The organism is Blastopirellula sp. J2-11 (assembly GCF_024584705.1).
Classification (GTDB): Bacteria; Planctomycetota; Planctomycetia; order Pirellulales; family Pirellulaceae; genus Blastopirellula.
Genome location: NZ_CP097384.1, coordinates 142,960 through 156,203, shown reverse-complemented (window position 1 = coordinate 156,203; position 13,244 = coordinate 142,960). Strand labels below are relative to the sequence as shown.

Sequence of the window (13,244 nt, the reverse complement as noted above, 5' to 3'; positions counted from 1 at the left end):
TTGGACCCAATCGTCCAGTTCCAACTTGCCCAAAGCAACAGCGGACCTCTCAAATAATGCCGAAATCAACGTCTACGTCGCATCGTGTACATCGCTCTCATAAACGCACTGTGTTGACCCTCGCGGCGGAACAGCTCGAAGTGCGCGCAATGCTGGCGGCGGACACGCTGCTGCAAGCCGATCGGCTGGAAGGGGAAGCTGCGGCGCCCACGATCACGGTAGACGCCGCGACGCTCGTCTACGCGACCGAGTCGACTGCCAGCAATTGCGGAACGTTCACCGGAGCGGTCACACTGTCGGCGTCGGTCGGTACGATCAACCAGAACGACGACGGAACCTGGTTCTGGACGTTGGGCGATGTCCAGGTGAGCGATTCGCAAACGGTTACGATCACCGCGGATGATGATATGACGACGCTGACGTTTGAGCTGACGGTGAAGAGCACTGACTTTCAATTGCTTCACGATACGGAGCCAGGCGATGGAATTAATACCATCTCGCAATTTGTGCGAGTTGGCGACGAGGTTTATTTCACCTCTTATCCGAGCCAGTATCCCGTTACGCTTTGGAAAACTGACGGAACTGGGGCCGGGACGACGATCATTGAGTCGACAACGGCCTCCTTTGAAAACCTGATCGAATTCAAGGGCGAACTTTACTACTTTCGGATCGCTGGAGACAATCCAAGTTACGACCTCTGGAAATCGAACGGGACAGAGGAAGGAACGGTATCCGTGTTTGATTTTTCCACAAGCAATCCCCCCATTTCCATTGTTGAAATTGCCGTCGTAGGGGATTTGTTCTATTTCAATGTGGATGACGGAGTTCACGGTCAAGAGTTATGGGTCTCCAACGGAACTGCGGAAGGAACCCACCTGGTTGCTGACATCAATCCGGGATCAACTGGAACCGAAATCTATGATCTGACGGCGACCGATCATTATCTCTTTTTTAGCGCCAACGATGGTGTTCATGGCAACGAATTGTGGCGAACCGACGGAACCCCTGAAGGGACTAAGAGACTCACCGATCTCTTCCCAGATGACAGATCCCAGAGGGCCTACAATCCGATCGCCAGCGGCGATGTCGTTTATTTCGTCGGCTTCGATGGCTTCATTCGAGTGGCCGATGGGGACACCGGAGAAACGTCCCTGCTCTATCGCAGCACCGTTGACGACGACGTGCCTGTGCAGGGTCGAAATCTGAGCAATATTGATGGACAGATTTACTATCAAGACGCGAACCAACTTTGGACCACTGACGGTACGCCGTCCGGAACAAGAGCGATCTCGGGCGCCTTCGGGGACGGTGGCGGCAACTTGGTTGCTATAGCGAAGCTCAACGGCGAGCTCTACGTTTCCGTTGATTCATACGATATCGGAGGGAGCAACAAGCTTTGGAAAGTTAGCGAATCGACCAGCGATACGACCCTCCTCGCCTCCTTTCAATCAGGGACTGTCACTCAGGCCCTTGCGATAGCAAACGAAGGGGCACTCTACTTTCGCGGCTATGATCCCACGCTCGGATTTCAAACTTGGCGTACGGATGGAACGCCGGAGGGAACAACCCGCATTAACAGTTTTCTGGCGCTAGAAAGCGGAACGCCGCTCCCAATCGAAGGCCCAGATGGAACGCTAATCATGGGCATCGAGACCGCGCAGTTCGATCGCGAACCATACGTCGTCCAGCTCGATACGCCGCCGGTAATCACGCTCCAACCGATTCAGCTCAGTGAAGACGGGCAAAGCATCCTGCTCAGCGCGTTGGGAACCTATGATCTGCTGGACTCATTGAGTGAGTTGCAATTCGATTGGGACCTGGACGGCGACGGTCGCTACGACAATGCAAGCGGACTGCTCTCGTCGATTTCGCTGACCGAGTTAGCGACGCTAGGAGTCGCGAATATCTCGCTGCGCGTCATCGATACGGATGGTCAAATCGCGACCCGCTCGCTGGTACTCGATTCAGCGATCCCGATCATCTCGGTTGACGATAGCGACGGCATAATCGTGAACGAAGGTTCCACCGCCGAGAATGGCGGACGTTTTGGCCATGCTCTTGGCGGCGACGTCGAACTAACGGCGTCTGTCGGCGTCGTCACAGACAACAAAGACGGCACGTGGAGTTGGAGCTATACGACGCTCGACGGCCCGGATGATACGCAGACAGTGACGATTAATGCAGTCGACGGGGGTCATCAATCGAGCATCAGCTTTGCGCTCGTCGTCCATAACCAAGCTCCAAGCGTCACCAATCTCCAGCCCAACGTCACCGTGATGCAAGGAATGGTCGCGGTTACTAGTGGGACCTATAGCGATGTCGCGGCCGATACCGTTTTCGGGACCGCTTCGATTGGCGACATTGTTATCCACGATGACGGAACGTGGAGTTGGAGTTTCGACACTTCACAAATAGAACCCGGTTCTGATAGGGTCCATGTACGTCTTTACGACGAGCAGAACTCCGGCTCCGAGTTTTCCTTTTCGCTGATTGTCGATCCCGTTTCGCCAGTGATCGAAGTTAACAACTTGTCACTTCAGTTCGTCGCTGGATCGACTGCATCTAATTCTGGAACGTTCTATAGTCCCAACGGACAATTTGCGTATCTCTCTGCGTCCCAGGGAACGGTCATCGACAAAGGAGACGGAACCTGGTTTTGGGCGTGGCATGACGTTCCTCAACAGCCGGTGCAAACAATCACGATCACGGTGCAGTACGGCGACGGCAGCAGTGGATTCACGACATTCGATTTGGCCGTAAGCGCGAAATCAGACGCCTATCTGATCAAAGATCTGCTGGACCACGGCAGCTTCCCGAACTCCCAACCAGAGGATTTCATTCGACTAGGCGACGCTGTTTATTTCATCGCGAATAATAATAACAACGAAGTCGGACTCTGGCGGACGGATGGGACAGAGGAAGGAACTCTCTTTATTCACTCAACGGGACGACTCAGCAGTTCAAACGTGAACTATGAATCAATTCTGAACGTCAATGGGATTTTATACTTCGTCACTTTTGAACAAGGCGTCACCACTCTCTGGATATCTGATGGAACGACCGAGGGAACCCGTTCGATCGCGGAGTTCGATTCTCCCATCAACTACTTAACCGTGGTCAACGGCGAAGTTTTTTTTGCCGCCGATGACGGCCTCCATGGCTTCGAATTATGGAAATCGAATGGAACGGATGTAGGAACCGTGATGGTCGCCGATATCAATCCGTACGGCAGTTCGAATCTCTTCCAACTTGCCGCGGTTAACGGCGTGCTTGTTTTTACCGCCGAGAATGGCGTCCATGGGAAACAAATTTGGAAATCGGATGGTTCATCCGCCGGCACCATGCCGTTGACCGAACTCGAGTCGGAAATCTCGCTTGATTTTCCTGTCAATGTTGACGGAATCCTTTATTTTCCAACATTAGGCAGCTCGCATGGCTATGAACTTTGGAAGAGCGATGGAACTGCGGAGGGAACCGGACTGGCTTTCGATATCGTTCCCGGTGAAGAACCGTCGCATCCCAATCGGCTCCGGTCGATCGACGGCACGTTTTATTTTCAAGCAACGACTCCGGAGCACGGCACGCAGTTGTGGAAGCTGAACCCTGCGTCAGGACAAGTCGTTCGCTTGACGGACTTTGCGGCGACGCCCGATGAACGCATCTATCCGTTGGTTAGCTTTCAAGGAGATGTCTACTTCTTTCGCGAATTCTACGATGCGTCGACGAAGCAGTTTTATCGACCGACGGAGCTTTGGAAGATCAGCGGTGCAACCGGCGCTGCGACCGTTGTGGCGCAAGTGTCGTCAGGAGGTTTACCGCTGCGATACAACGTACCCTATGAGCTGGACGGCAAGCTCTACTTTCATGGCTACGATGAAGTCGCAGGCTCCGAATTGTGGATGACCGACGGAACGCCGGAAGGAACCGTTCAAATAACCGATCTGGCCCAATCCGGCTTGATTCGTCGATTCATTCACTTTGAAGACAAATTCATCTTTGCGGCGTCGGAGGGTTATCGAGGAGTCGAACCGTACGCCTTCAACTTGACATCGGGTCCGGTTGCAAAAATCGCCGATCCTCGCGGTAGCGATAATCGTCAAAACATCCTTCTCAGCGCCTTCGGATCGTATGACTTTCAAGATCCGGTTGCCGATCTGCAGTTCGCCTGGGATTTGGATGGCGACGGCATTTATGATGACGCGGTTGGGATAAATCCATCCTTGTCAATCGCCGAGTGGGAGTTGCCCCCTTCCTGGTGGATCGGTTTGCTGGTGACCAATAGTCGGGGGATTTCGGCAACTGCAGCCCAAGTTGTCGATACGCAATCTCCCTACGTGTCGGTCGATCAAATCCAAGTGCAAGTAAATCTGAACGAGTCAGTCATCAACAGCGGCGAATTTGGAAGTCTCCAGGGGGAATCCGTAACGCTTAGCGCTTCCCTCGGCGATGTCGTCGACAATGGCGACGGCACATGGAGTTGGAGTTATACAGCGCCCACATCAGGCCCTTCTCGACACCATACCGTTGTCATTACAGCCGACGACGGATTCGAACAAAGTCAGATCACCTTTGATCTGTTCGAGCAGAATCCGCGCCCAGTGATTGAGATTATCGACGGCTCTCATTTCGTACTTCAAGGCGATACGGCGATCGCATCCGGAACCTATTCCGATGCGTCCGCTGCTGTCATTTCGATGACTGCGTCGATCGGAGATCTTGTCGATCATGGCGACGGCACTTGGAGCTGGAGTTATGTTGTCCCGCTGGACGCAGTCGGAACCGTCCTGGTAAGGTTCTCGGCTTCGGACGCTGATGGTGCGACAACGACCCGTTTCTTTTCACCCCACGTAACTCCCATCTCGGCTGCATACATCACGATCAACAACTCTCCAGCAGCAACGGATGAATCCGGCGAAGTGCAGATATTGCCCGCTGATTTGATACAGATCAGCGAATGGGATTCCTTCACGGTCAACGTCTGGGTTCGTCGCGATGAATCGCGTACAGACCAACTGACGAATGTCTCGATGAACCTTCATTACAACAACGCGCGGTTTCAGCTCGACAGCTTTACGCCTAGTAGCGGTGTCGGTCTACTCGAAGTCAGCGATACCAGCGATATGCTCGAAATCAACGCCAATCAATTCGACCTCGGCGACGACCTTGTGGGGGAACTACTGCTGATTGGCAGCTTCCGTTTTCGGCCAGGTCCAGAATCGGCTATTGCGAATGACATCGAAGGCAATTACCCAGAGTCGTTCGACCTGGAGTTCTCGCTCACCGATGTGCAAACCAAGACCGATATTTTTGGCGAAGTCCCCGGCCAACAAGTCGGAGCCCCAACGACGCAACTGCAAGTCGTCCCCTACGACGTCGACGATGACGGCAGCGTCTCGTTGATCGACCTGACCTACTTGATTCGCAAAATTGGTACGCCGGTCGCAACGGATCCCAAAGCGTACAAGTTCGATTTTGATCGTAATGGCGCCGTCTCGTTAGTCGATTTGACCTACTTGATTCGCAACATCGGGAAAAACGCTTACAACGGCGGCCAGATCCAGTTCCCTAAGTACTATCAGCCCCCGGTGTCGCCGCTTGAAACCGAAGCGCTCGTCGCCCAAACGGAGTCCGTCACACCCGCAGCATCCAGCAGCTTGCTGGAAGCCGAGGAAATCCCTCCCAGCGAACCGGTCAGTCCGCCGCCCAACAACGAAGAGGCCAACCTCGATGCTGCGTTTGGCACGCTTGGCTCTTTGATCGATTGCTGGGAATCGTCAACGGACGACAATGAGGTACAAGAGAACTTCGAACAGGCGATCTCGTTCGCCCACACCCAATGGCGCCCCGACTATGTGCCTGATTGGGTGCTGCAAGAATCAGCGGTCGCCGATTGCGTCGTCGAACACGCGGTGGAATTGATCGAAGAACTGGCAGAAGAATTTCCGCGGCTCGATCAGTTTTTCGATCGGTTAAAGAGCCGATTTGAGGATCGCTAACAGTTCCTGCTCGCTCGGGCGACGCGGATTGGTACGCATGAGGCGCGTGATCGTGATACTCTTGGCGGCGAAGCCGGGGAGCATCTCCAGCGTGACGCCATACTCGCGCAGACGCGCCGGTATGCCGATCGCCTGTTTGAGTTGTTCGACTTGGGTGATCGCCGCGGCGGCGGTTGGTTCTCCGCCGAGTAGTTGCGCTACGCGGGCAAATTTCTCGGTTCGCGTTTCCAAATTGAATTGCATCACGTAGGGCAACAGCAGACCGTTTCCGCCGCCGTGACTGCAATGGACAGCGCCGCCGATTGGATACTCCAACGCATGAACCACGGCGACCCCCGCGTTGGAAAATGCGAGCCCGGCCAACGTCGCCGCCAAGGCCATGCCGGTGCGGGCCTCGATATCGTCTCCGTGCCGTACGGCTTGCACCAGGTGTTGACCTACCAGCGCGATCGCTTTCTCGGCCAACGCATCGACTAGCGGATGCGAACCGCTATAAGGCGCCGGCGCGTCGCCGTCTTGCTCCAACATGTCGAATGTTGTCGACGTGTAGGCTTCGACCGCGTGCGTCAACGCATCAATGCCGCTGTCGGCAGTTACTTGCGGTGGGCAGGTCGCCGAGAGGAGCGGATCGACAATCGCCAACGTCGGCCGCAAATATTGGCTCAGCGTGCTGACCTTCATCGCGTTTTCGATATCGGTCAACACTGCCGATTGCGAAACTTCACTGCCGGTCCCGGCCGTGGTTGGCAGCGCGATGATCGGCGTCACCGGGCCGGGCACTTGATCCCAGCCAAAATAATCGGCCGCCGCGCCGCCGTGGGCGTGCAAGATGGCGACGATCTTGGCCAGGTCAATGTTGCTGCCGCCGCCGAGACCGCAGATCGCGTGGGGGCCAAATTTTTGAGCCACCGCATGAGCTGCGACGGCGACGCTAAGATCGGGTTCGGCGCAGCTGCCGTCAAAGATTTCGACCGTAACGCCGGCGTCGATCAAAGGCTGCCGAACCTTGTCGATCAGCCCTAACCGCACCAGCGTCGCGTCGGTGACGATCAGCACGCGCGACCAGCTGCGCCGCGCGGCCAACAAGCCGACGCGTTGACTAGCTGCGGCGCCAAAGGTCAGCTCGCCGGCCGAGTAAAAGCTCCAGTGGTTGACCATCAGCGGCGTCTACTCCTGCTTGGCGAGCAGCGTCTCTAGATACTTCGCGACCAACGTCGCGTCATCTTTCGAGACGAAGTGATCAATCTGGGCTTGGGGGACTTTCAGCTTTTCGAGATGGCCGATCACCCGCTTCCAGACGGTCGCCCGCTTTTTCCCTTCGGCGAGATACAGCTCGGTGATGTTCTCTTGCAACTTCTGAATCGCGATCGAGTCCCGGTTCTCGTAGTAGTTGCGGATAATGTTCTGTTGGTGTTTCGAGAAGTTTTGAGACATGGTCGGTCTCTCCCGGGAAACAATGCGTCTGGAAAACGAACTAAGCAATCGTGGCAAAGCAAATAGCCGCTGTAAAGGGTGACTAGCACGCGTCATGCTAGCGGATCCGGCTCGGCGATGGGGTCTTTGTCGGCAATGACGGAATAGTCTCGCACCAAACGGTATCCGTCGCCGCGCAGCGCCAGCAAAACGCCGCTCCACAAAGTGATTGGGATACCGAGCATTACAAATAGAAGAGTGATTTGCCGCGGGTAGAAATACCAGCCGCACAGGCAAGCCGCCGCCAGGCAGATGAGCCCGGTTATGATCAACGCGGTGGGAGAAAATCCGCGTCTCGCCGGGGCAAGTCCGATGCGGACCATCCCGGCCAATATGGTGATAACCACAATACTCGCAGGCAGCGCCTCGGCCATGGGACCGCTCGCCCATTTTTGAAACATTCCCATCGCCACCAGAATTGCCGCGAGGAACAGGTAATCGACCGGAGACATCGGCAGCGACATTCGCGGCGGCGACGCTGGTTCGTCGCTACTGATGCGCTGAAAACGCCAACAGCGACGACGATTCCAGTAGGCGAGCGCCACTGACAGAATGGCGAGCACCAACCAGAAAACAATCGCAATCTGACCAAACAAACTGTTCGCCATGCCAGGGTTATCCCGCCAGAGAATCCAATAGGCGATTCCACCGACCATCCCATGAGAGACCGCTAATATCAACAAAGTCGCCCAGCATCGCCTGGGAGCCATTACTAGCAAATAGCAACCAATCGCGACAAAAGCGGCGATTACGGGAACAGCGACTCGCCAGACGAATGAGAAGAGGCCCGAGCTCAGCAAGATGACATGGGAATTGGGCCAGCAAGCCAGGATGGCGATCAGGGCGACGATCGCCGCGCCATAGAACAAGACGAACGCAGGTGTCCGCCATGGGGCGGCTGCGCGCTTTTGCACGGCAAGCGTTGATTCGGCGTCGTAAGCGAACTGACTCATCAGGCGATCCTGGTCCATTGGTCCCTTTCAATATACGCAACTCGGCGGCAAAACTCTCGCTTTGGTCGCGCCGAGGCCAGAAATTTGTGATACAAACAAATGGTTCCGATCGATGAGGGGCTAGAATGAACGACCAACCGCAATTCGCCCTGCTGCGTGATCCTGACGCCCAGTTTTCGGTGAGAGACGCCGCTGCGATTCTCGCTCCGTTCAGCGGCGAGATCCCGGCTGAGTTTCTTCAAACGCTTCATCGACGCCCCGGCGTATTGCTCCGGAATCTTTCCGAAAAAGAGGCGCTCGAAGCGGCCGCAGCACTGGGCCGCGCCGATATCGCCGTTCGTGTGGTCGGCGAAAACAAACTGGTTGAAGTCCCCGCGCCTCCGCGCTATCCGCTGAAAAGCGCGATCCTCGAAAATGACGCATTTGTGGTCGACGTGCCGCGCTGGACCGGTCGTATTCCCTGGGAGAAGTTCTTTTTGCTCGATATCGTGCCCGAGTTCGTCCGCAAGACCGGCACGCTGGAACTCGATCCGCATGACTCACAACTTTACGCCGAAACGAACTCCAGCACCGCGTCCCTCTCTTCACGCCCGCGAACGTCCATTACCATTTATCTCGAAATCCTCTGCCGCGATCCATTGATTCGGATGCGGATTGATCGCAACGCGTTCGCCTATCGCAAAGCAGGCATTCCAGTCGTTCCGAGCCGCGAAACCAATTTCCGCACTCTGGCGGAGATCATTCAGTCGCGCTGCGATAACGCCGTCATCGGTCCCGGTTTTTCGCAGTTGAACCAAGGGATGAATTCGACCAAAGAGTCAAACTATGACCGAGCTCGCTTCGAGAATCTTGCGACCTGGTTGCTGACGATCCAAGGGGTTGCCGGCTAGGCGGACGCAACTTTCGCGGGAAGAGACAGTTGAATATCGCGCGAAGCTCCCGTTATCCTTAGTTTAGAAGCAGACAATTCAGACCATGTCCAAGGAAACGACGATGGCCAGCGACGAAACGATCATCGTGCCAGAGATGAATCCATTCGCATCTCCGATGGCTGACGTGAACGTCTCGGTCGCCGAAACAGGCTACCGCGTGCGGGGAAACAAGCTGGAAGCCCGCACGCCGATCCAACTCCCCCATGTCTGCATCCACTGCGGAGAAGACGCATGCGAAGGCCGTCGCTTCGACCGGAAGATCTATTGGACGCCTCCTTGGATCTTTTTACTGCTTTTGGCGGGGCCCATCTTTGTCGTGATCGGATCGATGCTGATCCGCAAGCCGCTGCAGATCGACTATGCGCTTTGCCCAAACTGTAACGGCCGCCGCAAAACGAAGATCGCTATCGTTTCGTTGATTTGGCTAGCGCTGCTGGGCTGCACAATTTTGGCGATCGGGTTAGAAAGCGGCGCCCTGGCTGGAGTCTGCGTGCTGCTGTTTCTCGCTGGAATTGTTGGGCTGATTATTTGCGGCGAGCACTTCAAAGCAACTAGCCACACCGACGGCGTCTTTCAAATCGCTGGCGCAAAGGCTCCTTTTTTAGAGCATCCCGTCGTTCAGCGCCAATCGCTAGAAGGAGACGATTTGTACGAAGGCAATCGTTAAAGTCGCTCGTCCATTTCCAAATCCACAAACGGCTCTCTCACACAGTGAGTGGGAGAATAGCGGCCGTTGCGGTTTCACCGCAACACCCCCCCTCTTCACGGTTCTCCGCAAATCCCTGATTTTGCAGGCTTGCGCCAAGCAAAACATTCTAGGTTTGCGGTACACAAGCACGATACATCGTGTATCGCTGCCGAAGTTCCAAACTCCCTTCAGTCGCGAAGAACCTTTGGACAGACGCGTTTTACTTATCGAAGATAACCCGCTCGATCAACTCCTCGCGGCGACGATCTTGCGCAAAAACGGCTACGTCGTCAAAATTGTCGATGATGGCCTGGATGCATTAGAGCAAGTCGCTGGCGGCGAAGTGTTTGACATCATCCTCGTCGATTACGAACTTCCAACGCTTAACGGCATTGAAGTCACCCAGGAATTGAGAACGCTCGGTTTCCGCCGCTCCATCGTCGCGGTTAGCGCTGGATCCGAAGCCGAACTGATCAACGACTGGCGAGACGCTGGATGTTGCGACTTTTTAGCAAAGCCATATTTACCAAGACAACTTCGTGAGCTTGTCAATCACACGCTGATGCGACGCTCGGCGAGACGGCCGTTGGCCTTCACCTTAAAATACACGGACCTGCGTACATAATCGCCACAGGGGCAGACTGGGCGATTATAATGACGTGGGCGGCAGGGGCGCCGCCTGCGTTTTTTTGTTTCTTGGTCGCTTGAGGAGCGAAAAAACCGCCCTTCAATGTCGCTGGTCTTTGTGCGATTCAATCGCGCCGCGCTAACCGTCGCCGTCTTTCAGTCCCAACCGCGAGAGCCAGTTGCCGCGCGTCGGCTTGTCGTCCCCTTTGTTGCCGGTCGACGGGTTCAGCTTGCTGAGTTTTTCCCGCTCATTTTCCAGACGCTGTAATTTGTCTTCTAGCTCGGCCCGTTCTCGAGCGATCTTCGCTCGCTCGACGGAGATGTCGACTTCCGCTTTTCGCAGCTTGTCTTTCCATTGCGCTTGCAAGTTTTTCAGGTTCTCACGTTCCTGTTTCACCAGCTCGTCTTGATCGAGCATTTCGGCGATCGCGTTGGCGCCCATCGCCAAACCGTTGGCGGCGGCGGCGTTGCCTTGTTGCGACTCGTCCAACTTTTTACGGAGTTCCGCCAGCTCTTCTTCTTTGACTTTGATCGCTCGATCGGTGCTGGTGATCGCTTCTTCGATCTTCATCTTTTCGCGCCGCTCATCTTCGTCCAGATCCTCGTCGTAGTCGGCTTCCAGCTGCGCCAACATCCGACGCTTGGTCGCTTCCCAATCCATGCCGTCGTCATTGGCGGCGGTTTGAGGTCCAGGCGGTCCCGCTTTCTTCAGTTTCGCTTCCAGCTCGGCATTGGCCGCTTTGGCTTCTTTTAAATCATCGAGCGACATTTGCAGACGCCGCCTCAGTTTCTCGATTTCTTCCGCATCGGCCTCGGCTTCGCCGGACCCACCTTCTTGCAGTTGTCTCTGCAGGTCGCTGATTTTTTCGAGCAGGTCATTTTTGTCGCGGCGAAGTTCCGCCGTCTGTTCGTCGCTCGACTCCCCTGATCCGGCTTCGGCCGCGATTCGCTCGTTTTCTTTCTCAAGCGCCGCCGACTTCTCTTGCTCCGCTTCCAATTGTCGACGGAGCGAGCCGACTTGTTCGCGAATCTGCTCAGAATCGCCGCGTGCTTGGAAGAGCGCCACTTGCGACGCATCGAGCTGGCTTTTCAGTTCGCCCTGGATTTCGTCGAGCTGATGACGAAGATCTTCGTTTTCAATCCGCAATTTGTCGGACTCGTCGTTCAAACCAGATCGTTCGCTGTCACGACTTTGCAACTGTTGGCGCAGTTCGTCTCGTTCCGCCTCCACACTCTCCAGTTTCGCGGCAAGCTCTTCCTGCCCTAACGCATCTGATTGGGCGTGCGTTAATTGTTCACGCAACGTGTGCAGTTCTTGCTCTTTTACGAGTAGCGAATCTTCAGCCTGCTTCTGCGCAGCAGCCGAAACGGCTTGCTGCTGCTGGAGAGCCGCGATTTGCTCCGATAGCTGATCGGATTGCGACTGCATCTCGGCCAACGACTTTTGGGCCGCCAGCAGCTTGGCGGAAAGATCGCCTGCTTGCTGGAGTTCGGCGGTCGATTGTTGTCGCAGCGTTTCTAGTTCGCTCCGAAGGGAGTCGCGCTCGGCGGCGATCTGAGCGACTTCCGCGGCGCGTTCGTGCTGCGATTTGCGCGCCCCTTCAAGCTGATCGCGTAACGACTGGGCGTCGACTTCCGATTGTCCAACGCGACTTTGCAAGTCTTCGTATTGTCGACGGAAATCATCACGCTGCGACTGAGCGGTCGCTAGTTCGTTATTCAGCGACTCTTGTTCGGATTGAAGTTGATCGCGTCGACTTGCGAGTTCGCTTTGCTTCTTCTCGGCTTGGACGACTTCACTGCGGGCGACGCCCAACTCGGTTCGCAACGATTCGCAATCGGCAGTCAGACGCTCTCGCTGGGCGACATGGGCTTCGCGATCTCCACGCAGATCATCCGCCTCTTGATTGATGCGAGCGACTTCTTGTTCGGTTTTCTGCAGCTTCGCTTGCAGGCTTTCAGCGCGACTCTCGGCGTCCAGACGGACGCGGGCGATTTCGTGTTCGGCCTGATGCAGCTTCGCCTGAAGATCGTCGGCGCGACTGTTCGCTTCGGCCAGTGATTTCTGCAGTTCGCCTGATTCGCCGCACTGCTCTGAGAATTGTTGCTGACGTTGCTGGAGCGCTTGCTCCCTTTCGGCCAATTGAGCGGCAAGCTCGTTCAGCTCGTCCTGTCGGGATTGTTGCTCTTGCTCACGCTGTCGCCGTTCGGCCTGCCATTGCGTTTGTTGCTGTTGGAACGCTGCGACGGAAGCGGTCAGATCGGCCGAATCGCATTGCAGCTTTTCGGTGGTCGCAGAGAGTTCGCCCGCTTGTCCTTCAAGCGTTTGTTCTTTGCTCTGCAACCCGTCAGTGACCGTCTTCAACTGTTGCAGGATTCGAAGTTCGATCTGCTCGAGCGACTGTCGTCGCTCGGTCAATACGGTCCGCGCACGATCGCGCTGACGGCCGATGGCAGTCGCCAGGTCATCGAGAGGAGATTTGCTCACTTGGGGATTTACGTCTTCCATGATTCCACGACAGGATTCGGGTGACTCGGCGCTTCGGCCCAGGAAGCGACCGCCTCGAGTCTCTCT

General features: G+C 55.7%; 8 protein-coding genes. 4 read left to right on the top strand and 4 right to left on the bottom strand.

All coding sequences use genetic code 11. The annotated features are described in order from the left end of the window. Positions 1-110: 110 nt before the first annotated feature. Positions 111-5,996 (top strand): ELWxxDGT repeat protein, encoded by a 5,886-nt coding sequence (locus tag M4951_RS00655; RefSeq protein WP_262024554.1) that lies wholly within the window; start codon positions 111-113, stop codon positions 5,994-5,996. Here M4951_RS00655 and M4951_RS00650 read toward each other — a convergent pair. The 3 genes from M4951_RS00650 to M4951_RS00640 all read right to left on the bottom strand — a co-directional run bounded on the left by M4951_RS00650 (position 5,970) and on the right by M4951_RS00640 (position 8,422). Next, positions 5,970-7,154 (bottom strand): iron-containing alcohol dehydrogenase, encoded by a 1,185-nt coding sequence (locus tag M4951_RS00650; RefSeq protein WP_262024553.1) that lies wholly within the window; start codon positions 7,152-7,154, stop codon positions 5,970-5,972. The genes M4951_RS00655 and M4951_RS00650 overlap by 27 nt on opposite strands. Before the next feature lie 9 nt (positions 7,155-7,163). Beyond that, on the bottom strand, positions 7,164-7,430 hold the full coding sequence (locus M4951_RS00645; RefSeq protein WP_262024552.1) for a hypothetical protein: 267 nt from the start codon (positions 7,428-7,430) through the stop codon (positions 7,164-7,166). Positions 7,431-7,522: 92 nt separating this feature from the next. Beyond that, positions 7,523-8,422, bottom strand: a complete 900-nt coding sequence (locus M4951_RS00640; protein WP_262024551.1) for a hypothetical protein — start codon at positions 8,420-8,422, stop codon at positions 7,523-7,525. A gap of 125 nt (positions 8,423-8,547) precedes the next feature. Between M4951_RS00640 and M4951_RS00635 the strand changes: the two genes are divergently transcribed. The 3 genes from M4951_RS00635 to M4951_RS00625 all read left to right on the top strand — a co-directional run bounded on the left by M4951_RS00635 (position 8,548) and on the right by M4951_RS00625 (position 10,667). Further along, positions 8,548-9,312 (top strand): hypothetical protein, encoded by a 765-nt coding sequence (locus M4951_RS00635; RefSeq protein ID WP_262024550.1) that lies wholly within the window; start codon positions 8,548-8,550, stop codon positions 9,310-9,312. A 103-nt stretch (positions 9,313-9,415) separates the two neighbouring features. Further along, positions 9,416-10,021, top strand: a complete 606-nt coding sequence (locus M4951_RS00630) for a hypothetical protein (protein WP_262024549.1) — start codon at positions 9,416-9,418, stop codon at positions 10,019-10,021. 226 nt (positions 10,022-10,247) lie between these two features. After that, positions 10,248-10,667: a response regulator gene (locus M4951_RS00625; protein ID WP_262024548.1), complete on the top strand. Its 420-nt coding sequence runs from the start codon at positions 10,248-10,250 to the stop codon at positions 10,665-10,667. 141 nt (positions 10,668-10,808) lie between these two features. Here M4951_RS00625 and M4951_RS00620 read toward each other — a convergent pair whose 3' ends face one another. Continuing rightward, positions 10,809-13,157: a hypothetical protein gene (locus tag M4951_RS00620; RefSeq protein WP_262024547.1), complete on the bottom strand. Its 2,349-nt coding sequence runs from the start codon at positions 13,155-13,157 to the stop codon at positions 10,809-10,811. Positions 13,158-13,244 lie beyond the last annotated feature (87 nt).

Bases quoted from the DNA above. Each gene is read 5' to 3' on its own strand.
- M4951_RS00650 (WP_262024553.1), bottom strand. From the start codon at position 7,154: ATGGTCAACCACTGGAGCTTTTACTCGGCCGGCGAGCTGACCTTTGGC.
- M4951_RS00645 (WP_262024552.1), bottom strand. From the start codon at position 7,430: ATGTCTCAAAACTTCTCGAAACACCAACAGAACATTATCCGCAACTAC.
- M4951_RS00640 (WP_262024551.1), bottom strand. From the start codon at position 8,422: ATGAGTCAGTTCGCTTACGACGCCGAATCAACGCTTGCCGTGCAAAAG.
- M4951_RS00635 (WP_262024550.1), top strand. From the start codon at position 8,548: ATGAACGACCAACCGCAATTCGCCCTGCTGCGTGATCCTGACGCCCAG.
- M4951_RS00630 (WP_262024549.1), top strand. From the start codon at position 9,416: ATGGCCAGCGACGAAACGATCATCGTGCCAGAGATGAATCCATTCGCA.